Annotated in this window: 26 protein-coding genes; all 26 read right to left on the bottom strand. The window is 39.0% G+C overall.

Going from position 1 to position 25313, the window contains the following annotated elements; genetic code table 11:
* Positions 1 to 2: 2 nt before the first annotated feature.
* The 26 genes from G622_RS0100985 to argF all read right to left on the bottom strand — a co-directional run bounded on the left by G622_RS0100985 (position 3) and on the right by argF (position 25197).
* Positions 3 to 1007, bottom strand: a complete 1005-nt coding sequence (locus G622_RS0100985) for a hypothetical protein (RefSeq protein ID WP_026509142.1) — start codon at positions 1005 to 1007, stop codon at positions 3 to 5.
* Positions 1008 to 1018: 11 nt separating this feature from the next.
* Positions 1019 to 2398, bottom strand: a complete 1380-nt coding sequence (locus G622_RS25060; RefSeq protein ID WP_081675114.1) for an ADP-ribosylglycohydrolase family protein — start codon at positions 2396 to 2398, stop codon at positions 1019 to 1021.
* A complete protein-coding gene (locus G622_RS0100975; protein ID WP_026509141.1) occupies positions 2395 to 3366 on the bottom strand; it encodes a helix-turn-helix transcriptional regulator in 972 nt (323 codons plus the stop codon). The genes G622_RS25060 and G622_RS0100975 overlap by 4 nt, the downstream gene beginning before the upstream one ends.
* Before the next feature lie 20 nt (positions 3367 to 3386).
* Entirely contained in the window at positions 3387 to 5006 is a 1620-nt protein-coding gene (locus G622_RS0100970; RefSeq protein WP_026509140.1) for a hypothetical protein, read from the bottom strand.
* Between the two features lie 203 nt (positions 5007 to 5209).
* Positions 5210 to 7564 carry a hypothetical protein gene (locus G622_RS0100965; RefSeq protein ID WP_026509139.1) on the bottom strand — a complete coding sequence of 785 codons (2355 nt, stop codon included), beginning with the start codon at positions 7562 to 7564 and terminating at the stop codon, positions 5210 to 5212.
* A 32-nt stretch (positions 7565 to 7596) separates the two neighbouring features.
* On the bottom strand, positions 7597 to 7971 hold the full coding sequence (locus G622_RS0100960; protein WP_026509138.1) for a DUF6985 domain-containing protein: 375 nt from the start codon (positions 7969 to 7971) through the stop codon (positions 7597 to 7599).
* The gene (locus G622_RS0100955) at positions 7964 to 9349 is read right to left on the bottom strand and encodes an HNH endonuclease (protein WP_026509137.1); all 1386 of its coding nucleotides are present in this window, start codon (positions 9347 to 9349) and stop codon (positions 7964 to 7966) included. Before G622_RS0100955 ends, G622_RS0100960 begins: the two co-directional genes overlap by 8 nt.
* Positions 9346 to 9618 carry a hypothetical protein gene (locus G622_RS0100950; protein ID WP_155831388.1) on the bottom strand — a complete coding sequence of 91 codons (273 nt, stop codon included), beginning with the start codon at positions 9616 to 9618 and terminating at the stop codon, positions 9346 to 9348. The genes G622_RS0100955 and G622_RS0100950 overlap by 4 nt, the downstream gene beginning before the upstream one ends.
* Positions 9615 to 9908 (bottom strand): hypothetical protein, encoded by a 294-nt coding sequence (locus G622_RS0100945; RefSeq protein WP_026509135.1) that lies wholly within the window; start codon positions 9906 to 9908, stop codon positions 9615 to 9617. Before G622_RS0100945 ends, G622_RS0100950 begins: the two co-directional genes overlap by 4 nt.
* Positions 9909 to 9912: 4 nt before the next feature.
* Entirely contained in the window at positions 9913 to 10164 is a 252-nt protein-coding gene (locus tag G622_RS0100940) for a hypothetical protein (RefSeq protein ID WP_026509134.1), read from the bottom strand.
* Positions 10165 to 10166: 2 nt separating this feature from the next.
* Complete coding sequence (locus tag G622_RS0100935; protein WP_026509133.1) at positions 10167 to 10778, bottom strand: hypothetical protein; 612 nt, start codon at positions 10776 to 10778, stop codon at positions 10167 to 10169.
* Between the two features lie 3 nt (positions 10779 to 10781).
* The gene (locus G622_RS0100930; RefSeq protein ID WP_026509132.1) at positions 10782 to 14048 is read right to left on the bottom strand and encodes an FtsK/SpoIIIE domain-containing protein; all 3267 of its coding nucleotides are present in this window, start codon (positions 14046 to 14048) and stop codon (positions 10782 to 10784) included.
* 99 nt (positions 14049 to 14147) lie between these two features.
* The gene (locus G622_RS0100925; protein ID WP_026509131.1) at positions 14148 to 14342 is read right to left on the bottom strand and encodes a helix-turn-helix domain-containing protein; all 195 of its coding nucleotides are present in this window, start codon (positions 14340 to 14342) and stop codon (positions 14148 to 14150) included.
* A 302-nt stretch (positions 14343 to 14644) separates the two neighbouring features.
* Positions 14645 to 15019, bottom strand: coding sequence for a Mor transcription activator family protein (locus G622_RS0100920; RefSeq protein ID WP_026509130.1), 375 nt, complete (start codon positions 15017 to 15019; stop codon positions 14645 to 14647).
* A gap of 171 nt (positions 15020 to 15190) precedes the next feature.
* On the bottom strand, positions 15191 to 15475 hold the full coding sequence (locus G622_RS0100915) for a hypothetical protein (protein ID WP_026509129.1): 285 nt from the start codon (positions 15473 to 15475) through the stop codon (positions 15191 to 15193).
* Between the two features lie 3 nt (positions 15476 to 15478).
* Positions 15479 to 16402, bottom strand: a complete 924-nt coding sequence (locus G622_RS0100910) for a ParB/RepB/Spo0J family partition protein (protein WP_026509128.1) — start codon at positions 16400 to 16402, stop codon at positions 15479 to 15481.
* On the bottom strand, positions 16395 to 17177 hold the full coding sequence (locus G622_RS0100905) for a ParA family protein (RefSeq protein WP_026509127.1): 783 nt from the start codon (positions 17175 to 17177) through the stop codon (positions 16395 to 16397). The genes G622_RS0100910 and G622_RS0100905 overlap by 8 nt, the downstream gene beginning before the upstream one ends.
* 15 nt (positions 17178 to 17192) lie before the next feature.
* Positions 17193 to 17444 carry a DUF6462 family protein gene (locus tag G622_RS0100900; RefSeq protein WP_044956895.1) on the bottom strand — a complete coding sequence of 84 codons (252 nt, stop codon included), beginning with the start codon at positions 17442 to 17444 and terminating at the stop codon, positions 17193 to 17195.
* A complete protein-coding gene (locus G622_RS0100895; protein WP_155831387.1) occupies positions 17422 to 17721 on the bottom strand; it encodes a DUF6462 family protein in 300 nt (99 codons plus the stop codon). Before G622_RS0100895 ends, G622_RS0100900 begins: the two co-directional genes overlap by 23 nt.
* Positions 17722 to 18041: 320 nt before the next feature.
* Positions 18042 to 19607, bottom strand: a complete 1566-nt coding sequence (lysS, locus tag G622_RS0100890) for a lysine--tRNA ligase (protein WP_026509124.1) — start codon at positions 19605 to 19607, stop codon at positions 18042 to 18044.
* 314 nt (positions 19608 to 19921) lie between these two features.
* Positions 19922 to 20401: a transcription elongation factor GreA gene (gene greA / locus G622_RS0100885; protein WP_026509123.1), complete on the bottom strand. Its 480-nt coding sequence runs from the start codon at positions 20399 to 20401 to the stop codon at positions 19922 to 19924.
* A gap of 219 nt (positions 20402 to 20620) precedes the next feature.
* Positions 20621 to 21661, bottom strand: coding sequence for a tRNA dihydrouridine synthase DusB (gene dusB / locus G622_RS0100880; protein WP_026509122.1), 1041 nt, complete (start codon positions 21659 to 21661; stop codon positions 20621 to 20623).
* A 142-nt stretch (positions 21662 to 21803) separates the two neighbouring features.
* On the bottom strand, positions 21804 to 22379 hold the full coding sequence (locus G622_RS26365; protein WP_242832928.1) for a DUF6145 family protein: 576 nt from the start codon (positions 22377 to 22379) through the stop codon (positions 21804 to 21806).
* A 44-nt stretch (positions 22380 to 22423) separates the two neighbouring features.
* Positions 22424 to 23233 (bottom strand): type III pantothenate kinase, encoded by an 810-nt coding sequence (locus G622_RS0100870; RefSeq protein WP_026509120.1) that lies wholly within the window; start codon positions 23231 to 23233, stop codon positions 22424 to 22426.
* Positions 23234 to 23263: 30 nt separating this feature from the next.
* Positions 23264 to 24190 carry a biotin--[acetyl-CoA-carboxylase] ligase gene (locus tag G622_RS21175; protein WP_044956894.1) on the bottom strand — a complete coding sequence of 309 codons (927 nt, stop codon included), beginning with the start codon at positions 24188 to 24190 and terminating at the stop codon, positions 23264 to 23266.
* Between the two features lie 17 nt (positions 24191 to 24207).
* The gene (gene argF / locus G622_RS0100860) at positions 24208 to 25197 is read right to left on the bottom strand and encodes an ornithine carbamoyltransferase (protein ID WP_044915619.1); all 990 of its coding nucleotides are present in this window, start codon (positions 25195 to 25197) and stop codon (positions 24208 to 24210) included.
* Between the last annotated feature and the right edge of the window lie 116 nt (positions 25198 to 25313).

Here is a 25313-nt window from a genome sequence, read left to right as displayed (position 1 = left end):
CCTCATTTCATGCTTATTTCAAGCATTACTGGTATATGATCTGAGACTTTGTCTTTGTATGTTTTAAAGTCTCCTGCCCTTTCCACTGCATTAACTCTGTGCGGTGTTGCCTCAACAATACTATTCTTCGTTCGCTCATCAAATGTAAAATGATCATAATTGCTTGCATAATTATCAGCATCTTTATTTACAGTGGATAAATCAGCCTGTGTAGTATGCATAAAATAGAATCCGTTCTTCATTTCTCCTTCTGTACCTAAGATTCTCTTTTTTGAATCTACTACCATAACTGCCGGCACAAAAGGCGAACCTGCTCCACTTGAAAATAAATTAAGGTTATAATCTCCCAGTATAATCGTGTACGGGACAATACAATTGATATCGTTATGATCCTCACTCACAGATGTATATATGCTTCGCGCCAGTACATTAAACTCATTTTGCCTCATGACATAAGATCCAAAATCAATTGCCTTTGACAAATTATCTTCACTAGGCTTCTTATAAACAATATGCGTTGTAATAAGCCTGATTTCAGCATTGGGCATATCAACGAGCTGTAATCTCGCATATCCAGGATCCCTGATTAACTTCATTTCGCCTCTGGAACTATCTGTTTTATACTGATGTATTATTCTTGGTCTTACTACTTTTCCATGCTCATTCAATGGGCACTTGAATTTATCTTTCCTCCAAAGAAAAGCATATCCTTCCCCTCTGGAATCATCCCCGGTGTATGGATACCATTTACTATCAGTTTTGGGATCCAACCAGCACATATCCCAATTATCACCAAGCCTACTCCTTAATGAATATTCATAGGCCATAGCTTGCCCCGAAACATCACTTACAGTTATTCCCTCTAGAATCTTTCCTTCGCTCAGTACTTCCTGAAGGGCAATAACATCAAATTCTTTTATTATGCCAGCCATCAAATCAAGATCTCTACTTGCGCCAGCACCGAAAGATAGATTTCGGACATTAAATGATCCTATTTTGTAGGACATATCCGTACCTCCTAGTGTTTTCTTATCATTTCAGCCATTACTTTATCCACTGGATTGGCATTTAAAGACACTCCTTTTACATCTTCCAACAATTTTGCAGCCTTTTCATAATCCTCGCCTTTTGCAAAAACATATCCGAACATCGTGCCTTGTGCGACATGTATCTTTGCGTCAAATCCAGCTTTTTGCAAAACACTTACGGCGTACATAGTAGATTCCGTATCTTCTGTATTTTCTGTTGCAATGGCATAGCAATTAATTGCTTTTGCAGCTGCCATTTCTTTAGTTTTATCTATGGTATCTTTCATAGACCTAGCTGCTGTCAATATACCTTTTCCTGCTTTTTTGCCTGCTTTTTTCCCAACCTTAGTCAAATCTGAACCGGCTTTAGACAGTATTTCTTTTGCCTCTTTTCCTATATCCCGTTTATCAAAGGAACTAAAATCCGGCTTCATAACAGATTCATCTACCTGGGCGTGAATAATATTTCCATCTTCATCACATTCTGCAGTTATTGATGTTCCAGCCGGTATTACCTTGTCTACACAGTCATCAATTACCTCAAACACAGTCCTTGTTGCTTTGCCATCTAAATCAAGCGCTTTAGAAGTATACATTTTTTCAAAATAATAAAGAATCTCCATCTGACGACTATCTAAGTAATCTGTAGCTGCTTCGATTATTCCTTCGGGAATTCCATAGAATGCCTCAGCTATCACTCCTGCAATTGTTGCAATCGTATCACTGTCACCGCCTACTGAAATTGCATTTCTAACAGCATCCTCGAAATCACTTGCTTCAAAAAAAGCCTCAAGAGCCACTGGCACAGATCCCTGACATGAAGAATCAAATTTATATGAAGCCCTTATCTGATCAAGCGTAAAATCTATTTTGTAATAATATTCTTCGATATATCCCTTTATTTCATCCTTGCTCCTACCACTTTTCGCCATAAAAACGGCAATAGCAGTTGCCTCAGCACCTTTCATTCCTTCAGGATGATTGTGACTAATCTTTGTAACTGCAGCAGACAATTCTTTTACCTCGGGAATATTGGTTGCAGCATATCCACATGGGCCTACTCTCATTGCAGCTCCATTGCCATAGCTGTCATACGGTTTTGGATTATCTTCTGACAACCAACCAATGAAAGATTTTCCATATCCAGCATTCTTATATGCTCGGCCCAATTCCTGCATTGCAGATACTGCTTTTTCTGAAAGATCTTCCCAATTTCCTTCGCATTCCAGGATAGCCTTAGCCACTGCAAGAGACATAATAGTATCATCTGTGGGATGACATCTTTTATCGAGTAATTCAAATTCTTTTGATTTATGATTTAGTCTTTCATAACGAGATCCAGAAACATCTCCTATTATTGCGCCTATCATCTGTCAGTTCCTCCTTCTAGCATCGTAATATAATCTCCCTGACTTCTAATCCACATATCTATTCCTTTACCAAAAACCTCTGCTTTCAGTTCGTAGCCTTCTTCATCCTCATCAACAATCTCTGCCGTTGGCAATCTATCAAGAACTGCATCCACATCAGGTCCTGTGTACCGAAATCTGACTTTTTGTAATTTGCCGCCATACATAAACTGCACTCTTTTCCTAAATTCACCTTCTTCGAATCTGCTTGCGTAAGGCATCTCAAATCGTTCTTCCAATGTCTTTATTTTTTTTATTCTATCCACTCTGTATATTGTAGGAAAGGCATCATTTAAAACATCAAAGTCCTGACGGGCCTCGTCTTCATCATCAATAAATGCAATGAGGTAAAAATAATACTCTGAAAACATTATGGATACAGGCTTAAGTTTACGATTTACATTCTTCTTATCTTTAAGACGCTCATACTTTATCTCAACATAATGGCAAGCTCGGATTGCCATCCCAGCTTCCCATAACACATCAATAAAAGCTTTCTTATGTCTGAGTTCAACATAATGGTATTCCTCATTCTTTATAAGATCATATACAAGGTCCTGGTTTACCTTTGGTGCACAGCAATTCACTAATCTATCAAGAATATCCTTCATTTCTTTCTTAGTAAATGCACGACTGTCCAAAAGAATTTTGCAAATAGCAAGCACCTCACTATTTGTCAGCCTAATCTTGTAAATCTGCTCTAGCCGATATCCTTTTTTCTCCCGATCATAGATTACTGAGTTTATATAGCCTCGCTCAGATGCATCATCCTCCAAATAGCACCGGATATCATCAATATCACGCTGGATACTTCTTTCATTAACACCATGGCTAAGTGCTTCTTCAGATTTATAAATAACACAGCCATCCATGAGCTTCGTATAAAGATCAAGTATTCGAGAAATCTTATCTCCTTTAATCTCTTCCATATTTACTCCCAGACAAACGGTTAGTTATTCTCAATCACATATTTAACAAATCTTCTCATTTCGGACAAAGGGTGATATGGGAAAAGTCCATCAAACTTTTCGTCTTCTTCCCATGTCATAAGTAGCCCCTTCTTATATGAAGCATCGTATGGATCCCGTGCCCAGTGTTCGGCATTAAGTAATAATTCACTGCTACCACGTTCCATAATACCTAGTGCACTTCCCCTTATTCCTTCAAGATCCTCTTCCGGCTGGAATGAGCCATTCATAAAATGGATTTTTCCATTAACCCTAATATTCAAGTTAAGCTCATAATCCATCGGTCCTTGTGGATTACCTTCCTCATCAAAGAACATCATTTTTCTTATTGTATATGCATATCGGTTTCCCTTAGGGGTAAGTCCGCACTTAGCTGCAATAAGCCCCAGGTTTTCATTTCCCTCTTGATGAAACTGATTTATAATTCCCTGTTCATCACCCAATGGTAATGATTCCGTCTCCGTTACAGGCCAACTCATAATAAGTGCACTAGTTGCAAAAGAGTGTTTCCCAAAACCTATATACTGCCGTTTTCCCCAGCCTGGAAGTTCCTTAGGCATTGGTTTATTCAACTTGCATCTGAAATCATCTGGTATCTCAAACGGAGTCTTTACTTTATCGAGTTCTGATGCTGTTTTGCTTACAGCTGACTTTATTCCATCTTTTGCCATAGTAGCTGTCTTAGATAAATCGATAGCTTTTATATCCGGAAGTTTAATTCCAAACTTACCCTTATTCTCTGGACCATCTGCTATTTCTACCTTATATGCTCCATTTCGAGAAACGTCTTTGCTAAAGAGCATCTTATATACTTCCTTGGGATCCTCTTTATCCTCTTCTCTTTCCTCTGAACCATCAGGCGATTGCTTTGCTGCTTTCTTATCCTTCTTGCTTGTATCTTTTTTACTTTCAGCTTCTATCTCATCTCTTGTTTTATAATATGAGTCTTCAGTTAATGCCAAAACAAGTTCTCTGGCCTGAGAAAGAGGATCATACGGAAATAAGCCATCTAACCCTGGGCGCTCAGGCATAATCATAAGGCACCCTCTTGTAAAGTTTGGATCATATGGATCCTCAGCCCATCCTTTGATCTGAGTTAATTCGCCTTTATTATTCTGATCACGTTCGAACCCTGCATTCATGGCAAAATTCCATCCCATTGCACTACGCTCGCCCGTCATGATAATTTCAAAGAAGCTACCTGTTACATCAATGATCTCATTCCCATTTTTAATATTCATCCTTAAACAATAATTTACATTCAACCAATCCTGATGGTAGGTCTTTATAATGCTATATACATACTCAAAGCCTCTAGGGTTCTTCCCTGTTTCAACCTCAATGAGTCCCTGATTGTCACTAAGATTTGCATGTATCTGACTGATCAATGCCTCTTTATCAAACGGCATTGCCTCTTCACGTGAAATATGTGAAATCACAGTATTCCCATATGATCTTGCCGCTATATTCTGAAACATCTGTATATCATTGGCTTTTCTTACATGATACATAACTCCATATAAGGCTTCACCATTATCAACCTGTCCATATCCCCTTGGAAGCAATAAAACTATATTTGAATTATTCAGTTTAATCTGCATGATGTATACCTCCATAATCTGTCATTCACTATATCAATAATATCATTCCACAATGACAGAATCTGTCTATCACAAAAATTTAATATTCTGGCATAGACAGCTATGATACGTAACAATTCCACAGCTCACTTTCTATACTCATATAGTTAAAACAAGTGCCGAATTTCTTCAGCACTTGTCTTACTAATTCAAGAAATGTTGGGTCACTTTGTCTTTGTAATATCTTCGCATCCTTTGCCTTTAAAGGTGTTCACAACTATAACTATTGGCGCATTATAATAGTATTGATTTGTTGCCTCAAAAGTCTCATTTCCATTTATTGAAATAGATTCTATGGAGCCTTCTTTCGTAATCCACCCATTAAACAGATCATCATTTCTATATACTGTTATGTTTGTAAAACCCATTTCTTTCAGCGAATCAACTACTGCCTTATACTTACCTTCCTTATTTTCTTTAAAGTCTGATGCGCTCTGACCAATAGTAATCCTTAATACATAGTATTCGACAACAATCGGTGCATTCTTCTGTACAAAGCAATCGCCCTGATCAAATTGCTGGTTATTAACGGAAATGCTTGCAACAAGTTTATTTAACGACTTATTGTCGGTTAACTTCTCTTTGTATGTTACGTTAGTGAATGCTTTCAATGTTATTCCAGTCTTAAGCGACTCATATTGCTTAGTATCCCAGCCTTTTACTAGATCAGTGATGTCTATCCTATCATTACTACTGTATTTAACGATAATTCTTACATCAGGAGCAAAGGAATCGCTACTGCTATAGGAATCAGAATTATTAACATTTACACCTATTACTGTATTTCCTTTTGCCCAACCCGTGTTAATAACTTCTGTCTGAACATTAGTAAATCCGCTCTCCTTAAGACTATCAACAACAGATTTATAATCCTGACCAATAAACTGGGCACTATCATTTCCAATACCGATTTTTAATGCATAATAAGATATTGAAATTGGTGCATTTTTCGGCAAGTAGCAATGCTCATTTTTGTAAGGCAGGCCATTCAATTCAACAGCCTCTACCAACTGATCATAATCTTTTTCAGCAGTATCTACTTCATTTGTTACTATATTTGTAAATCCTGCGTCTTTCAAATTCTCAACAATATCTGTATATTTTGAACTCTTCCAGTCTTTCAAAAGGTCCGTAGCATACACTCTATCTGAACTGCTATAGGTAATAACCACGCTCACGTCAGGCTTTTTATATGCATCTTTCTTATAGGTATCCTGATTATCAATAGAAACCGATATTACCTGATCACTTTGTAACCAGCCAGAATAATCAGCTACTTTCTGCACATTTTCAAATCCTGCCTCATCAAGCTCATTAACTATAGTCGATAAACTTGCACCTTCAACATAATCAGGATCAAATGGAATCTGAACCTTCCCCTCTCTATACTTAAGGACACAGAACACAACCAGCATGATAACCGCAAATACTCCGGCAACAGCTAATGTAATAGTCTGCTTTATTTTCTTCACATGGTCTTTCTGCTTCTTTTCTTCTCTTACTTCCGCTTCAATTTTCTGCGGATTCGTAGTAGCCAGTTCTGGAAGCATCCACTTATTTTTCTTGCAAGTATCTATACAATTGGAAAGCTGTGAGCAGTTACTAAAGAAGACCTTATATTGTTTTCCACTCTCTAAAAGGGAGCGACTTGATACAATTGCCTTATCAAGATCATTCATGTGTATATAATGTTGATATTTTGTAATCAGACCGTTTGTATCTGAATGTGACAAAGACGGCTGTGGCCAATGTTTCTTATTGCATTCTGATATTAATGGCATCTGCCTCTGACAAAGCGCAATAACCTCTTCCCAATGCTTTGGTGATGTCTCTGGCATAGAAACTATGCTATCGATCTGTGAATCAATACCATACATTTCCTGGTGTAAGCTTTCCTTTTTTTCTGCAATTTTCCTGATATCTGACACTTTTTTTGCTATTTTCTTAGTGTCTTTATTATTTACAGAGGGAACCGTCAGCTTTTTTTGTTTACATATAGCCAAATCATTTGCTAATTCTTCAAGTAATTCCAAAGCCTTATCACATGCACTAACACTCAATTCTGTCTGTGCTGTGTTTACAAGCTCATCAATCTTATGATCTTCTTCCGAAATCTTACTGCTTATTGAAGTCGACTCCTGCCTTGTTCTTATGGTTGACTCACACTTATCCAAGTCATTATTGCTTATAACAGGAACACTCCACTTTTTTACCTGAAAAATCTGCAGAATTTCTTTTTCCCTAACGCAATACTTAATAGCTTTTTCATAATCGCTATATGAAGCCTCGGTATTAGATAACAATTTTGACAGGCAATCATCTATATATTTCAATGAAACACTATATATTAAGTGCTCATAGTCCTGAAGTTTACATGTGTCTCCGATATTACTAACCAGTTCATCGGAAAAGGCCGATACAACTGCCTCTTTTTCTCCTTCAGAAATATCAGACGAAGAAAAGATTTCTAAAAGCTTTTCTGTACCTTTCTCAAGATACTCATCGTACTTGATATCCATAAAAACTCCGTCTCCTTACATCATTTATAATTTCAAAGAATTATATCTTGTGGACCAACAGCTTTGTATTGTTCATTTTCATATACAACAGCCATACCATGTTCCATATCAAACTTATAATTACACATAAGAGCAGCAACCCTTTTATCGTTTTCTCTAGGTATCAGTACACTCTTGGGGATAACATACTTGAAGATATTAGTAATCTCTGTTCCGCCTAAATCTTCCGAGTTATATTTCACAATATAATCCTTGACCGAATCCAGCGATGCACTAAAATCAATGGAAGTCAACGAATCTACAACACTATTTTGTTGCGCTGTAACTTCTTCACCAGGAAAATTCTGAAATACAATATTCAATTCAAAATCTCTTCCCCATATGTTGAGATTAACTTTGTTATTCATCGAATCCTCCTTCATCAGCAGACGAATCCCTTAATCTGCACTCAGAACAACCACCAACATGCTTGAAATAAGCATTTATCTCAGATCTGACCATAACCATTGTCTCTGTATCGCATTTTTCATGCCATGTCAGACCATTTGCTTTTCTATAATTAAGTACATCTCGAGGTTCCCAGTTTGAACGGCCATCCTTCTCTTCGAAATTCCACGCCTTGGCACACTCTATATCAGCCTGGGTAAAGTTACCGAGTACTCCTTTAGGCGCCTCATAGTCATATCTAAATTCTGTCATATGTTCTATTTTTACTACACTTTCAGCGCATACTTCAAAATCCGGCTCTCCGTTCCGATACTCTATTCCATCAACGCCATATTTTTTCAGAATGCCAATCACCACTATTCCTTCAGCGTTTCTATTGGATGGAATATACTTTGATTCTCCTCTCTCTCCATCATATCTTCCAAGAATCGGGCTTTCTTTCGATGTACCATCTATTCTTTCTTTGTATGAGTTATACTTTCCTCCAAACTTCTTTCCTTCAAATTCATTAATATGATTTTCGGAATCAAGTTTTATCTGATGCTCTTTAATATATTCATCGTTTAGCTCAGGACGTTGAATTCGGTCCTCATTAATAACTGTGGTTTTATTGATATTAATATTTATATTTACAGCACCATTCCCGGCTAAACCACTACTACCTTTACCCATATCATATGACATCTTAGTCCTCATATAGGCTGCTACTTGCTGTTCTATTTTTTTCAGATTATCAACAGCAACAGTGCTCTTCCTAGAATTAGAATTCTTAATATCGTCCAATTCTGTCATAAGCTGCTTACATTGATTCTGCTTTTCAGAAAGTGCATATGCTGTGCTATTTGCCGCGTCAATATGAGATGACAGTTTGCTATTTACAAAATGCGCTCTATCCAGTCGTCGCTCATGTGGAAACAATTCTTCCTGCACCGTTGCGATTTCGCTGTAAACTGCTGATATTTCTGCCTCTAGAGCAACATATGCTGGATTTGGAACTTCATGCTCTTCCCCATTCTCATCTGTTGTCGTATATGAAGGACTCATTGAGGCCAATTCGTTTTCCATTCCTGATGCTTTATCCTGCAACTCATTTATTTGAGCTGTGAGCCTGGCAATAATCTCTTCTATGCTACGCATTGTTATAGCCAGCTTATCCTTTGAGCCCTGCATAGTTTTTATTTTTTCCATAACGCCTTGCTCTAATTCAGAAAAGCTTTTCATCAGCTGCTCAATGCATAATATTCCCCTATCAAATTTGAATGAAAAGTCCCTGCTATCGATTGCCGCTTGGCTAAAAGCTTTAACTGATGCCAGACTTACTTTTGCTTTCGTGATCATACTGCGTCTGCCTCCCTACATAATGCATCAGCTTTACCCACTAGCTCTTCAATTCTCAATTCTTCTGCTTCTTTCTGTAACGTCTCTACCCTACATCTGATTGTTTTGACATCTTTGGCCATTTCTCGAAGCTGAGTTACAAACCTGCCGTATGACTCATGTACAGAGTCATCCCAATCGCACTTATATTTTGTATCAAGCGTTTCAGTGATCTTCTCATACTGAACATCAATATCTTTTAATGGAGTTAAATTTATCTCCTTCATCATGCCTCTCCTGGGTAACCACACCTACCATACTCTTCCATTATCATTCTTAGGTCGCCAATATATTTTCTTGCATTGCCGATATTATCATGAGTTCTTTTCGTCAGTTCAATACTTCTTGTCGTTATTGATTTGGCTTTTTCGTACTGATTTCCTGCCAAAAAATCCTGGCTTCTTTGAATTGCATCCGCCATCTTCTGTGTTGAGTTATCCAAATCGAATTGTATTTTTTCTAGTTTTTCTTCCACCGAGCATAAGGTGTCATAATTGACATCCATATCATATCCTGCCATTTCATCATCCCCTCAGTTCTTTTACGCGTTGCTGGAAAGTCTTCATGTAGTCCTTTTCAAGTGATAAGGCCGTCTTCAAATCATTATTCAATTCCTTCACATTATTCTTGAATGCTTTAGACTGATTATCATTCCACCCGTCAGTATTGTTCATGATTTCCGAGAGGCCACGAGTTTCCTGCAAAATTCCAGCACAATACATATTCATTTGGCTAATTAATTCATTTGCTGCATTTGCGTCAAATCTAATATCCATGATCAGCTCAGCTCCTTAATTTTTCCATCCAAATACCTTGCATATTCCTGATACTCTTTCAACGCATCCTTAACCCTATTTGTAACCACGTCAATAAAATTTGCGAAATCTCTGTACTGTGAATCACGCCATATCATCCCAATATCATTCTTCTTTTGGATAATGGTCCTCATTTGAAACACAACTGTCTGATAGTAATTATTCAACAATGCCACAACATGGCGCATTTCTGCTTTTTCAAACTGAACAACTTTTGTTTCAACATTAATATTTTGGTTAATATTTACAAGATATGGGTGATGCTTAGCTGCATACTCATTTCTTTCATCATATCTAGACACTTTATTTTGATAATCTACTACCTGGTTTTGTATATCGTTTAGTTCCAAAGAAGCTTCATACAATGCATCTCTCAGTTCTATTGTATGGTCAGCGACCTTTTCGTACTGAGTTCCTTTGTTTGAAGCACTGTATCTAACCAGGTTTATAGTTAGCTGATCTGTTTGTTCTGCCACGTTCTGTAACGCAATATCAATGGCAGTCACCATTTCAGTTAACTGAGATGGTTCACCTTTTATGTCTATATCATCAATTCTTTCATACAATTTTTTCATGCATCATTCCCCTTTGATTATCGAATCGAGCATAGTAGCTTCATCTGGATCAGACATGTTATAAATGATTGGTCTGACTTTACTTACCGCTTTTCTATTTGACCATATTGCCATGGTCTCTTCTTTGCCGTCATTAGAAATATTTTTAAGCATTTCTTTAAGGAAGTATGTATTTTCCATTTGATCTACATACTCTGTTCTATTAAACATAATGATATTATTTGTGTCAGATACAACTCGTGTATTTCGCCACGTATATGGATCTCCCTTCAACCCCAAAATCAAATGCATATTATGTCGCCAACCATTTTTAAGTAAAGTACCTATGATTGTCTGAACATTTTCCCTGATTTTCCCACTGCTTGTTGGCTTAAAGGATTCCATATCTTCAAATGCAGCATCCACGTCCACATTCATTATGTCAAACGCTTCTGGCTCAGTATGACTATCTGCCTCTAGAAGATCACCTTCAATCATTTCATTATTGCTAAACGCTTCAATAGCAAACAAATCATTTATTACAAGGAATAATGGATCAAATTCCGGATCCTCATCCTCTGCTTTCTGATACAGAGCTTGTCGTCTTAGGTACTCACTGTATATACTTCTGATAACCTCGGAAAAGTCTGTCAATCTATGGTTTGTAACGCACCCACCAAATGATGCAGCGTTCTGACATATATACATAAATGAGTGCGCCACCGCATCATATTCATCCTGTACCTTAGTTCTATCTCCATTAAACAGATGCACAGCCACATTTTGTTTTGCTAATGACAGAACAAATGAACTACACAAAGAAGAAGCAATCTGCTTGTCACCCCCAAGTAATAGAACTGAAGAATTCTCATGTTGCGAGAACTCGATTTTTAACGGAGACATTCTATATGTGTCTTCCGCAACAATTGCAGAATAAGTGCCTCTTTTTGCTTTTAGCTCTTTCATTTCCGCTGCAAATGACTTTTCTGTTCCTTGAATCGGAGTGCAAACCGACAATCGCTTCTTTGATCCGATTACTAACGGTCTCATTCCCGCAAACTGAGGATACTTATTCTTAATATCATCAAAATACTTATCCTTCATCTCTTCCGGAGAAGTATATGCCATTTTTACTTTCTTAATAGTATCTTTTCCGTATGATACATATGCTTCGCCTGTCTTTAGTTCTGTAATCTCCTGTTTCCTTTGAACAAACTCCTCTTCAAAGCCTGAATCTCGTGGAATATCAGGCGCCACACGGAAACATATTCTTCCAGTTGCACTTGGTAAAAACGCATCCTTTAACATGTATGACTTTCCATCGCTAAGGTTCTGCGCAACCATAACAAAATGCATGCCTGCTGATCTCATCCTGGTAGCTATAGATGAGATAAGTTTCTGCAAAACAGACGCATTGTCATCCCTAAAAATTTCCTGTACTTCATCAATTGCAATAATTATCCTCGGGAAATACTCCAGCCCCTTCTCGACTGCGATTTTATTGTAATCAATGATGTTATCTGAAAAATTCCTGTTAAATGCTTTGTTTCTTCGCTCCATCTCCTCTAATACCATCTGGAACAAACACAATGCATCATCGATCTTGTTATTTTCAGCAATCATTTTTATATGAGGGAGCCCCGATTTACTGTATTTTGATGACGCACCTCCATTCTTGAAATCAAGTAGCCAAAACTGCAAATCTTTTGGTGAGTACCTAATACAACCACTCAGCACCAAGCTGTGGAAAAATGAAGATTTACCAGAACCACTTTGTCCAATAGCCATATATCCAATGCATTGTCCAGCGACAGTACCATTCTCATCCTTACAACTAAATGGCAGTTCAACAACACTGCTTCCTGACTGCCCAACTGGAATATACATTATGCTGCCTAGTTCAGTGCTACCTCCATCTGATATTTCATCAATTGATATCAAATTACGTTCTTTAGTATTCAGTAATTCTACTGTAGCCTGAGCTCTTGCTTGTACAAATTCATCCATATTGCCGTTTACATGAAGAACCTCTGTATGCTTTCCATCAGCAACGAACTTGCCTTCCTTATATTCAATTTCCAACTCACAATTCTGTACTATCTGACCAATAACATGCTTTGCATTTGGATTAAGTGTTTTATCAAAAGAAACACTATTATCTACTACAAGAAATCTTAAGCCACACTTGTGCCCGGTATCTCCAGGCCTCGACAAAGAATAGATGACATCTAGAATATCAGAAGGAGCATATGCATTACCATCTACCAATCCATCACGTAGCACAATAAGATTAAATGCATCTGTCCTATCATGATCATATATAGAAAACAAATCCGGATACTCAAGTGATGTTTTCTTAAATATATCCTCGCAATTTACATCCCTAAATGCCGTTAAATCACTGATATCGCTATGTATTTGTACCGCTTTCTTTGTATTTTCACCAGCATTTTCTGCCTGAAAGCAGTTAGACAATCTCTTATAAAGATAGTTCGCATTTTGATCAAAAATATGCACATTAACAGTTCCAACAGGAAAAGAATCTAAATATCTGAAAATGTAAGAAATGATGAAATTATCAACATCCTCCTTTTCCATATCTTCATATGCTGTATGCAAAACGCAGTTTCCCTGCTTCTTTAAGTCGATCATCAAATCCTGATACGACTCCTTAACTCCTACATCATTAAGAATTTGCATCGATACTTTGCTCAAAGGATATCTTGCTACAAGCATAGTTTCAGGTAACTTATCAGTATTATTTGCTCCATCTGTTCTCTTAAGTTCTACCGATAACTCTTTTCCTAATATTTCCCTGGCTTCTTCTTTAAGTTCGTCAGCATTTCTTTGAACCATGCTAACAACATTTCCTATACATGCAGGCATGGCAGTAAGTATTGATTCTTCTGAGTTCATCAGATAGTCATATTTCTGATGAAACTCATCTTTTTGCTTATCAAAATCATGCTGCTTTTCTGCAATGTTTTTTGCCAATCCCTTAATTGATGGAGTATCAGTTTTAACTGATCCTAATAAGCCTTTTTTATATCTATCAATCGCATCTACACACAGAAGATAGGATTCCACAACCTTAATGGTATCCATGATTTGATCATAAGATTTACAATCAATTTCACTAACCATATTCTTCATCTGGGACAACGCATCTTTTATACCTATAGCAGCTTTATCTGTTCTTCTAGAGTCTACCTTTCTGAAATAGCCCTGCAATACGTTGATCTTATTTAATAACTCCACATAGTCTTTATTGATTGCTTCAAGTGTATGCATTTAATTAACCATACCTTTCTCGAGATGTAATTATTCTTAGAGTAATTTTAGACTATCACCTATACTGTCCCACAAAAATGACAGCTTCTTTCCAAGCTATCAAGTCTGTTTTTTTATGTATTTTCCAGTCTTAACTCTATTATCAGCAGGTTTTTCTGTATTTTCTGGAATTGCCCAGGCTTTACCAAAGCGAGTAACGCCTTTAATGCGTCCTTCTGCACATAGAGTTCTTATCCTTCGTTCCGAGATTCCCCACTTTTGAGAGGCTTCGGATAGTGTAATGTAGTTTTCCATACATATTCCTCATAAAACAAAAGGCACCCTAGAGCATAGGAACTCCATGATGCCTCAACTGCCTTATTCTTAGATGTCACGCGATGTTCCAGCCATTTTTGTATATAGAGCTGTAAAACCACTCACTAATAAATTATAATCCTCAAACGGAACAATATCAACGCTCTCCACTCCAATCTCGACACCTAATAATCCTTTATTTATGCGGAATAATGAATCCACTTGGAGTTTCTTTAGAAACTTTTCATATTCTCTTTTAACCCAAAACTCGCATTGAACCTGCCTTGCAAACGCTTTAATACCTATTCGCCATGTCTTATTTCTACAATTATCTGTCTAACTCTCCGCTCTGAAAGTCCTAATAGCTTAGCCATGTCAGCTGGTTTTACTGCATCCATGTTCTCCCTTATATATTCCTTTCGAAATTCCTTAGAGTAGAGTTTTTGTGGAAATGTGATATTTAGTCCAGAGAATCGTTTCCAGACTTTTAAAGTCGCCGCATCGCCAATAAGCTCTGCCAATTCCTTATACACGCCGCTATAGCGTTCTGGATTACTGTTAATATCAATCACCTCCTCCCCATTATTCAATTGTAAAGAATCCTTTTTGAAAATATCACTTGCCTTATACCCTGTATTTTTCATATGAAATTTGCACTGCCTAATTTCCGAACACATTTACAGTGCATTCCTCCTTTCATTACAGGGTGTGTTTTTTTCGCGAATAAAAAGAGCCTATAACAGCACAAGATGTGGTTACAGACCCTTTTGTCATGAAGACAACTATTGTATTAGAACCACTCAGCATCAATCTGTTGTAAAATGGCTCTATCACATCAGTTTGTAGATTCATAGTTCACTTATCTTTTCGATAAGTGAATCGCACATACCTTCAATAATAGTTACCGCAAACATTCCAACCATCAATATCATTCCCACAACGAGAAAAATAATTATTTCCTGATATCTATGACTATAAATGCAATATGCAATACCAAATCCAATTAAAAGTACCATTGCTCCAATTATTACAGATGATAAGTCTTCAAAAGCTACAATCATAGCTTTCAGAAGTAATAGTAAGAAGAATACCGGCAATAACAGAATTTTAAAAAACAGTCTCAGTACAAACATGATCTAGCCCTCCTTATCCACATTTTCTTTCTTCCAATCCTCAAGCAGTTGGAACAATACATTTTCTATCTGTGACTTGGTATAAAATGTCGGAAAATACTCCTTTAGCTTCGTTGTTGGTATCGTAATCTTTTGGAACTTGTTAGTTTCATTTCTTGGAGCGTTCTCGTTAAGAATCTTGATCAGCTCAAGCTTGGTGATACTCTCATGATCCTTCATGTAATCCCTAAGTGCGTAGATCTGATAAGCCTTGCATTCTCCATTTTCTTTCATATAGTTATAGAGCATTACCTGAACAGCCGAATCAAGATACGAGATTTCTACAGCTGTGACAATTGCCACGATTTTTCTATCAACCAGATCCAGAATAGGTGGAATAAGCTCTGCAAGACGCAAAAATCTATGCACCTGATTTCTGCTTTCACCAACTTCTTTGGCAAGCTGTTCGTCCGCCCACAACTTCTTCCCTAATTGGGAAGAAGTTAAATCATTACGTTTGCCCTGGCGCTTCGTGGCTTCATATTTCATTTTATAGGCAAACGCCTTCTCACTTGGCAGGATCTCTTCTCTTTGCAGATTCGAATCAACCATCGCCAGGATTGCTTCATCATCTGTATATTCCTTTACAATCGCAGGAATCTTATCCATTCCAATCTGATTAACAGCAAATAATCTTCGGTGTCCAGCTATCATCTGATAATCGCCATCTTCCATCTGCCTCACAATAACCGGTACTAGAACGCCGTTCATCATGATACTTTCTACAAGCTCATGCATTTTGTCATCATCAATAACTTTGAATGGATGATCCTTGAATGGATGAATTCTCGCTACTTCAATATCCATACATCCCTCAACAGAAGGAACTCCTAGCAGTTCTTCAACTGATGCAAGTTTTATTTTTTGTCCAATTCTCTGTTTAGGCATGTTTAATCACCTCCTCAGTTAATGTCCTGTAAGCAGCTGTAGCTTTTCCTTTGGGATCATATTGATAAATACTCGCACCTTCCACACTAATCTCAGCTGCTCTTACAGAAAGCGGAATTGTCGTATCAAAAACATGAAGCTGGTCTGAATAAGTGTCGATTACAAGCTGAGATATATCCTTGGCATAATTTGTTCTGCAATCAACCATAGTGAGCAAAATACCCTCAACCACAAGATTTCTGTTGAGTCTTCTCTGCACTCGGCTTATTGTTTTCATCAGCTGTTCAAGACCTTTCATAGGAAGATATGCAGCCTGAACCGGGATTAGGACACTATCAGCACAAGCCAGAGCGTTTATTGTGAGCATTCCAAGTGACGGCATGCAGTCAATGACTATATAGTCGTAATCTGACTTAATGGTATCAACAAGACTTCTGAGCATCACTTCCCTACTCATGGCATTCACAAGATTGATTTCAAGTGCAGACAGCTCAATATTTGCCGGAATAAGATCCACACCCTCTGCATGATGAATAATTGCTTCTGAGATTGAAGGCTCTGTTTCTTCCATAATCTCTGAAAGAAGTGTTGCAAGCGTTACTTCAATCCTATCTGGCTCCTTATATCCCAAGCTGATCGTCAGGGATCCCTGTGCGTCTCCGTCAATCAAGAGCACTCTATTTCCCTTATCTGCCAGTCCAACACCCAGGTTTAATGCTGTTGTGGTTTTTCCCACCCCGCCTTTTTGATTTGCAACTGCAATTACTTTACACATAATCTGTTTTCCTCCTCATAAATCTGTGGGATCATCCGCACACATCAGTTCCATGTATTCATCTACTTTTTCTGTATTAACAAGTACTATTCTGTTGTAGTGGTAAACTGCCTTGGCTTTCTTAGCGAGCTCCTCAAACGAATGAAGCCCCATAGAATACAGCAGTGCGCCTTCATCGTATCTGACCCATTTTTTCCTTCCCAATGGAAGCAGTTTGTCCAGCTTCTCTTTTACCTCGGGATCATCAATCTGATTTCTTCTTCTCATTACTATTTGGTCCTCCTTCTCCATTTTTCTGTATGTAAGCCTCTATAGCTCCCACATCTACAACTACATTTTTCTTGATATGAATATTTGCGCCTGCTTCCTTGGCAAATTTAATAAAAGTGTAATAGCTCATGGAGTACATCCTTGCACCCTGTGCATATGAAACAAATGTCCTTTTTCTGCCTTCAAGGTACTTTTCAAGATCAGGGCCTTTCTTTAGTTTTCTGATCAGTTCCTTTTTTCTTTCTTCTTCACTTAATTCTTTTTTTCTTGCCAAAACCTGGCCTCCTTTCATTGCTAATGTCTCAATCCCAGAACGCAAAAAAGGCACCTACTCTAGTTTTCACTAAAGTAAGTGCCTGTTACGCGCCATTCAAAAAGCTGTTTCTTTCTGAATCTTGCCTGTATTTATTTAGCAACAAATCCAGGTCCACGACAGCTTCCGTCGTGTTCCATGAATCATTTTTCTACTTTTACATCAGCTTCCAACACGTTCCGTAACGTTCTTCAGAAAGCAGGTCAAAACGTGTCACCCGTCTGAACACCGTCTGTCTCCGTAGAAGCACGGACAGCCTCGTCCTTATCCGTACAGGGACGTCATTTTGTTGATTTTAACGTAGGGAAGAGCAGAACCTCTCTTATGTTTGCACTATTAGTAAGCAGCATACACAATCTATCGATACCATAACCGATACCACCCGTCGGAGGCATGCCGATTTCAAGTGCGTTGAGGAAATCTTCATCTGTGTGCTCGGCTTCTTCGTCGCCTGCTGCCGCATTGGCATCCTGAGCTGCGAAGCGCTCTCTCTGATCGATAGGATCGTTGAGCTCTGAGTAAGCGTTGCACATCTCCCATGTGTTGATGAAGAGCTCGAAACGCTCAACCTTATCAGGATCTGTAGGCTTCTTCTTTGTAAGAGGTGATATTGCAAGAGGATGATCCATGATGAATGTAGGCTGGATCAGCTTCTCTTCGCAGAACTCCTCGAAGAAGAGGTTGATGATGTCACCCTTAGTGTGACGATCCTCGAACTCTACGCCCTTTTCCCTAGCGATAGCCTTAGCTTCCTCATCTGTCTTAACAGCATCGAAGTCAATGCCTGCATACTTCTTGATAGCATCGTTCATTGTGAGGCGCTCGAAGGGCTTACCAAGGTCGATGATGTGATCACCATAAGGAACCTGTGTTGTGCCGCATACCTTCTCAGCAAGGTATCTGAACATGCTCTCTGTGAGCTCCATCATTCCTTCATAATCTGTGTATGCCTGATACAGCTCCATAAGTGTGAACTCAGGGTTGTGTCTGGTATCTGTACCTTCATTTCTGAATACTCTGCCAATCTCGTATACTCTTTCAAGACCGCCAACGATAAGTCTCTTAAGGTAAAGCTCAAGTGAAATACGAAGCTTTCTCTCCTCATCAAGAGCATTATAATGAGTAAGGAAAGGTCTTGCTGCCGCACCGCCTGCATTCTCAACAAGCATAGGTGTCTCAACTTCCATGAAGTCTCTTGCTGACAGGAAGTTACGAATCTCCTGGATGATCTGTGATCTCTTTATAAATGTATCCTTAACCTCTTCGTTCATGATAAGGTCTACATATCTCTGTCTGAAACGGATCTCTGTATCTGTAAGTCCGTGGAACTTCTCCGGAAGAGGCTGAAGTGACTTAGATAAAAGTGTCAGCTCCTTAACGTGAACAGAAATCTCGCCTGTCTTAGTTCTGAAAGCAAATCCCTTAACACCGATGATATCGCCGATATCCATCTTCTTGAATGCTGCGTATGACTCGTCGCCAAGATCATTTCTTGATACATAGAGCTGCATTCTTCCTGACTTATCCTGAAGGTTTGCAAAAGATGCTTTACCCATTACACGCTTGCTCATCATACGACCTGCAAGTGATACAACCTTCTCTGCCGGAATATCTGAAAGCTCAGGAGTGATCTGTTTTCCCTCTGCGTCTGTCTCGGGAACAACCTCCAATGTTTCAAAATTGTCTCTGATCTCCTGTGCATGATGTGTCTGGTCATACTTTACGATCTGAAAAGGATCCTTGCCATTTGCCTGCAGGTCTGCAAGCTTCTCGCGGCGAACCTTTTTAAGCTGGTTTATATCTTCTGTCTTCTGATTATTCTGATTCTTCTGCTGATTCTCTGCCACTTTTTCTCCTCTTTCCAGCTACTGCTCTCACAAGAACTATTTATATATATGAGATTGTAGCTTAATCTATTACTAATACTAATTCACTTGTAATTCAAACAGCTCCACCAATATCGAAAACACTTCGTCAAGTGGATTTGCATGGCTCGCACTAAGCTCGTGATAACCCTCGCCAAGTGCTCTGTTAAAATAGAAATGGGGGCAAATTTTCATTACCCCCACCAATTATGTCATTAACGACTCAAAATCACATTTGCATGTGTTCATGTTATGTTCTAAAGATTCCGGAATGCTGCTGCATTCTGCAAATCTTATTACTTACGAACAATTTCAAGGACCTTGTATACAAAATCACCCATCTGTGTTTCAACAGTGACTTCTTCGCCGACCTTTGCACCGATAAGGGCTTTACCAACAGGTGACTCGTTACTGATCTTACCTTTAAGGCTGTTGGCCTCTGATGAACCAACGATGCTGTACTGTACCTCTTCATTGGATGCAATGTCAAGAAGCTTAACCTTTGCGCCAACGCTTACCTTATCGAGATCAACGTCCTCATCAACAACAACTTCTGCATTCTTGAGGATCTTTTCAAGTTCTTCGATACGAGCTTCGATATCTCTCTGCTCATCCTTGGCTGCATCGTACTCAGCATTCTCTGAAAGGTCACCCTGCTCACGTGCTTCTTTGATTCTCTCAGCAACCTCTGCTCTCTTAACAACCTTGAGGTCATGAAGCTCATCTTCATATGCCTTGAGTCCTTCATAGGTTAAAATGTTCTTCTTTTCTTCCATTTCTATACCCTTTCTATGAAAAAGATCGGACACAATGTCCGTTTTATACTTATTTACAATCCATAGCATTATATATGAATAATTATATAAAGTCAAAAGTATATTTATTCGTTTATAACATATCTAAAAACTGATATGAATCTTCAGCTCAATAATCACGATAAGCCTGATATTCTCACAGTGCCTGGCATGCTCATCTTCAGTAATACAAAGACTCTATCAGATTGTATTCTTTGTACCTTCTCCGAATACTTCCGCACATGCTGCTTTTAGTGAATCCATATCATCCATTGTATTTATAAGTGCTCTGAACTTTGCTGAACCCGGTAGTCCTGTCGTATACCAGGATACATGTTTTCTCATTTCTCTTATTCCGATGTACTCACCTTTATAACGCAGCTGCAGATCAGCATGGCGAATGACCATTTCGTACATTTCCTTCATGGTCGGTCTTTCTATTACTTCACCGTTTCCAAGATATGATATGACTTCTCTGAAAATCCAGGGATTACCCTCTGCTGCCCTGGCTATCATAACTCCGTCGCATCCGGTTTCATCTATGAGGGCTTTTGCACTTTTTCCGTCAGTGACATCACCATTTCCGATTACAGGAATCCTGACTGCTTCCTTTACCTTTTTTATAATGGACCAGTCCGCATTACCGCTATAATACTGCTCTCTTGTTCTTCCGTGAACAGCAATTGCTGACGCGCCTCCCTCCTCAGCTGCAAGGGCACACTCAACAGCATTTACGCTTGATTCGTTAAAACCTTTCCTGATTTTAACAGTCACCGGTCTGTCAGTCTCATGGACCATAGCCTTCACTATTTTTTCGATCAGTTTGGGATTTTTCATAAGAGCAGAGCCCTCTCCGTTTCCCACAACCTTGGGAACAGGACACCCCATGTTAATATCGAGTATGTCATAAGGCTTTTCTGCTATCATCCTTGTAGCCTCTGCCATTACCTCCGGTTCACTTCCAAAAAGCTGCAGCGATACCGGTCTCTCAGAAGGATGAATCTCCATCATGTTATCTGTATTTCTGTTATGGTAGGTTATCGCTTTGGCACTCACCATTTCCATACAGACAAGCCCTGCGCCCATCTCGCTACATAACAGACGAAATGGCAGGTCGGATACTCCTGCCATCGGTCCTAGTATAATATTATTTTTAATCTCCACATCTCCTATAGTAAGAGGGTGCAGATACTCGTTATATCTAATTCCTTTACCATTAAAGGCATTTGAAGCCCTGTACATATCTAAATCCTTCCAAGCTCATTTTACCCTGGATATTACCCTCACTTTGCGAGGCACTACTCCATTACGATTCCCAAATTCCTGATAGAATTCAAAAATCTGATAAACTGTCAGTGTACTGCAAATTATTTAATCTGTTTTCTTATTCATCTTCTTCGCTTAAGATATCGCTCATATCCTCATGAAGGATCATTGCTCTGTAATACATCTGCAATGCCTCGAACAGATCCTGTCTCTGTCTTCTCACTTCTCCGATTAGCAGGCCCGCACTTATTTCATCATAAGTGATATCCTCTTCGGTTCTGGTGGTTTCCATGGTTATCGTGCCGTCATCTTCAAATTCGATTGTGAAAATTCCACCGGCTTCCTGTGTGAAAAGAACACTTATGATATGGAGTTCCTTCTGTATGCTTTCGGGAATCTTTTTGAAAAGAGGATTAAAGTAGTACTTCATCTCATAGGCATTTGCTCCGCAGAGAATAATTCTTCCACCTGCAGATACGCTGCCAAGAGATCCATCCTCAGTCACAACCTGAATATCTGAAACCTCTTCTCCGGTCTCAGCATTTGTGATTTTCCCGGTCTCCTTATTTATGATAAGGCGTCTTCCCTGTGATCTGTCCGCATCAAGGGTATCAGAGTGAAGCTTCTCTTCATCACCGGGGCGCACCTCTTCACTAAAAACTTTTCTTGTTTCTTTATCTTCTTTATTACTCATTTAACGATATTCCTCTTTTTTAACCCGCATCCTACATTCCCGGATCAATGTTCTGTATTCTCAAACTCATCATTTTTAGGCTTTATCCTCTTATTCTTATCATAAATAATTCTGAGTCCCTGAATAAGAAGGTTGTTATCATAAATATCAATTTCATCGCACTCATCTGAAATAAGTCTTCCCAGACCGCCGGTGGCGATGACCTTGGCATCTTTAAATCCTGACTCGCGTTTCATCTCATTTATGATGTACTTAGTCTGTCCAATCTGTCCATATACAAGTCCTGCCTGCATTGAACTGATCGTCTCCTGAGCAAGAATACTTTCAGGCTTCCTTATCTCAATTTCCGGGAGCTTTGCTGTGTCCTCCCAAAGTGCCTTGGCAGATATTCTGATTCCGGGGCTCACTACACCTGCTACGAAATCCCCGTTCTCATTGATAAGCACATATGTGGTCGCTGTTCCAAAATCAATTACTATTGCAGGACCGCCATATAACTCGTGAGCAGCTACTGCGCCAACAACCAGATCCGGTCCGACTTCATTAGGATTTTTAGTAAGAATTCTAATTCCTGTTTTTATACCAGGTCCAACAATGTATGGCTTTTTACCAAGATATTTGATCATGGAATTAACAAGTGCATACATTACGTTCGGAACTACACTTGAAATGATAATTCCATTGATCTCATCCTTGTCGATCCCGTTATTTCTGAGCATGGCGATAATATTGTTACCATATTCATCAGAAGTGTGGGCGGTCTGCGACATCATACGAAATGATCCCACTATGTTTTTGCCCTTTAAGACACCAAATACGATATTAGTATTTCCTACATCTACAGCTAAAAGCATGTAACCCTCCGTGTATTATCATTCATATTTTTACACATATCCGTAAAGTCCTCGTATACTGACTTCTCCGGCATTTATCTCTTCTCTTTTCCCATCGGACCTGATTATTATGAGTGCACCCTCATCAGTCACTCCCAGGGACTTTGCTTCATATTCTCCCTTTGGATCCAATACCCGGACTTCTTTTCCGATATTGATAAGACGTTCCTCGTATTGCTCTCTCAAAGGTGCAAGGTTCTGAGCATCTATATACTGCTCATAATTTTTTTCAAAATGCTTCATACATAAAGCGATCAGCTCAGATCTGTCGATTCTTTTTCCGGTCTCTGATAAAATCGAACCGGCGGTGCTTTGAATTTCTTCGGGGAATAATTCCCTTGGCTGATTCACATTTATTCCTACACCTATAACAACAAAATAATCATTTTGTTCAGGCATCATATGCAGCTCGGTAAGAATTCCGCAGGTTTTTCTTTTATTCAGTACAATGTCATTAGGCCACTTAATTCCTGTCCTGTATCCACTCCCAGTATCTAATGGAGATTCTTTAGAGTCATCTTCACTTATTCCATTTGCCGAGGCTACATCATCTCTGCAATTTTCAGATTGAGATATTATTTCACAGCTGTCTTTTACCCCGCTGATCACTTCATCTATTCCCTGGGATATGGAAAGAGCCATAACAAGAGTAAGTCCTGATACCTTGTCCATTGGTATTCCGGGGCGAACCATAAGGCTCATGAAAACGTTGTTACCAGCCGGGCTGTCCCAGCTTCTGCCTCTGCTCCCCCGTCCGGCTTCCTGTTTGTCTGCCACCACCAGATATCCCGATGGCTTATCCTCTACCCCTGCTGCCTTAGCCACATTATTAGTCGAATCTATTACAGGATGAAATTCCAGATTTCTTGCCATCCATTCAGTGGTAAGCGCCGCACTGATTGCTTCCTTACTTAGCATTTATAAAAAACCCTCTTTTATATTGTTGCGTACATAACCGCCTTAATTGTATGCATGCGGTTCTCCGCTTCCTGGAATACTATGGACTGAGGAGATTCGAAAACTTCATCAGTAACCTCCATCTCGTTAAGTCCAAATTTTTCCTTTATCTTCATACCTATACCTGTTCCCAGATCATGGAAAGCCGGAAGGCAATGCATGAATACCGCCTGGTCTCCTGCATTTTTCATAATCTCTGCTGTTACGGCATAGGCCTTGAGATCAGTTATTCTCTCTTCCCATACTTCGTCAGGTTCACCCATTGAAACCCATACATCAGTTGAGATTACGTCAGCACCCTTGGTTGCTTCCATCGGATCCTCGCAGAGTTCAATTACTGCGCCTGTTTCCTTTGCTATCTCTCTGCAGGTATTTACAAGTTCTTCATTCTGCCAGTACTTTTTGGGTGCACAGGTTGTAAAATGCATACCCATCTTTGCACAGGCAACCATCAGGGAATTACCTGTATTGTATCTTGCATCCCCCATATAAACCATGTGAATCCCTTTAAGCTTTCCAAAGTGTTCACGGATTGTCAGAAGATCAGCAAGCATCTGTGTAGGATGGAATTCATTCGTGAGTCCATTCCATACCGGTACTTTTGAATACTTTGCAAGGGTCTCAACTATTGTCTGTTCAAAACCTCTGTATTCGATTCCATCATACATGCTTGAGAGCACACGGGCAGTATCTGCAATACTCTCCTTCTTACCAATCTGTGAACCCGAGGGGTCAAGGTAAGTTGTACCCATTCCGAGATCGTGGGCAGCCACTTCAAACGAGCATCTTGTTCTGGTGCTGGTCTTTTCAAAAATAAGTGCTACATTTTTTCCCCGATACTCATCGTGTAAAATTCCGTTCTTTTTCTTTTGCTTAAACTCTTCCGCAAGATCAAGCAGATACTCAATCTCTTCAGGTTTAAAATCCAAGAGCTTAAGAAAATCTTTTCCGTGTAAATCAACCGCCATGATACAACCTCCCCTTTATGCAATAAACTTTTACAGTAATTATAATTTAAGCCTGACCACAGATAAAATCTGCAATCAGGCTTTATTTTAACACAAAATATATTTAAAAAATACTA

The organism is Butyrivibrio sp. LC3010, from assembly GCF_000424385.1.
Lineage (GTDB): Bacteria > Bacillota > Clostridia > Lachnospirales > Lachnospiraceae > Butyrivibrio.
The sequence above is the reverse complement of the archived record's forward strand: the minus strand, read 5'-3'. Positions and strand labels throughout refer to the sequence as shown.

Bases quoted from the DNA above. Each gene is read 5' to 3' on its own strand.
- G622_RS0100950 (WP_155831388.1), bottom strand. From the start codon at position 9,618: ATGATGAAGGAGATAAATTTAACTCCATTAAAAGATATTGATGTTCAG.
- G622_RS0100905 (WP_026509127.1), bottom strand. From the start codon at position 17,177: ATGTGTAAAGTAATTGCAGTTGCAAATCAAAAAGGCGGGGTGGGAAAA.
- G622_RS0100920 (WP_026509130.1), bottom strand. From the start codon at position 15,019: ATGTGTTCGGAAATTAGGCAGTGCAAATTTCATATGAAAAATACAGGG.
- G622_RS0100940 (WP_026509134.1), bottom strand. From the start codon at position 10,164: ATGGATATTAGATTTGACGCAAATGCAGCAAATGAATTAATTAGCCAA.
- G622_RS0100970 (WP_026509140.1), bottom strand. From the start codon at position 5,006: ATGCAGATTAAACTGAATAATTCAAATATAGTTTTATTGCTTCCAAGG.
- G622_RS0100910 (WP_026509128.1), bottom strand. From the start codon at position 16,402: ATGCCTAAACAGAGAATTGGACAAAAAATAAAACTTGCATCAGTTGAA.
- dusB (WP_026509122.1), bottom strand. From the start codon at position 21,661: ATGTACAGGGCTTCAAATGCCTTTAATGGTAAAGGAATTAGATATAAC.
- G622_RS0100945 (WP_026509135.1), bottom strand. From the start codon at position 9,908: ATGGCAGGATATGATATGGATGTCAATTATGACACCTTATGCTCGGTG.
- G622_RS0100960 (WP_026509138.1), bottom strand. From the start codon at position 7,971: ATGAATAACAAAGTTAATCTCAACATATGGGGAAGAGATTTTGAATTG.
- G622_RS0100935 (WP_026509133.1), bottom strand. From the start codon at position 10,778: ATGAAAAAATTGTATGAAAGAATTGATGATATAGACATAAAAGGTGAA.
- G622_RS0100925 (WP_026509131.1), bottom strand. From the start codon at position 14,342: ATGGAAAACTACATTACACTATCCGAAGCCTCTCAAAAGTGGGGAATC.
- G622_RS25060 (WP_081675114.1), bottom strand. From the start codon at position 2,398: ATGATAGGCGCAATAATAGGAGATGTTTCTGGATCTCGTTATGAAAGA.
- G622_RS0100900 (WP_044956895.1), bottom strand. From the start codon at position 17,444: ATGAGAAGAAGAAATCAGATTGATGATCCCGAGGTAAAAGAGAAGCTG.
- greA (WP_026509123.1), bottom strand. From the start codon at position 20,401: ATGGAAGAAAAGAAGAACATTTTAACCTATGAAGGACTCAAGGCATAT.
- G622_RS21175 (WP_044956894.1), bottom strand. From the start codon at position 24,190: ATGCTAAGTAAGGAAGCAATCAGTGCGGCGCTTACCACTGAATGGATG.
- G622_RS0100930 (WP_026509132.1), bottom strand. From the start codon at position 14,048: ATGCATACACTTGAAGCAATCAATAAAGACTATGTGGAGTTATTAAAT.
- G622_RS0100915 (WP_026509129.1), bottom strand. From the start codon at position 15,475: ATGTTTGTACTGAGACTGTTTTTTAAAATTCTGTTATTGCCGGTATTC.
- G622_RS0100955 (WP_026509137.1), bottom strand. From the start codon at position 9,349: ATGATCACGAAAGCAAAAGTAAGTCTGGCATCAGTTAAAGCTTTTAGC.
- G622_RS0100870 (WP_026509120.1), bottom strand. From the start codon at position 23,233: ATGCTTTTAGCTGTAGATGTAGGAAATACTAATATCGTATTTGGTGTC.
- G622_RS0100975 (WP_026509141.1), bottom strand. From the start codon at position 3,366: ATGGAAGAGATTAAAGGAGATAAGATTTCTCGAATACTTGATCTTTAT.
- G622_RS0100985 (WP_026509142.1), bottom strand. From the start codon at position 1,007: ATGTCCTACAAAATAGGATCATTTAATGTCCGAAATCTATCTTTCGGT.
- G622_RS0100965 (WP_026509139.1), bottom strand. From the start codon at position 7,564: ATGGATATCAAGTACGATGAGTATCTTGAGAAAGGTACAGAAAAGCTT.
- G622_RS26365 (WP_242832928.1), bottom strand. From the start codon at position 22,379: ATGAGTAATAAAGAAGATAAAGAAACAAGAAAAGTTTTTAGTGAAGAG.
- argF (WP_044915619.1), bottom strand. From the start codon at position 25,197: ATGGCGGTTGATTTACACGGAAAAGATTTTCTTAAGCTCTTGGATTTT.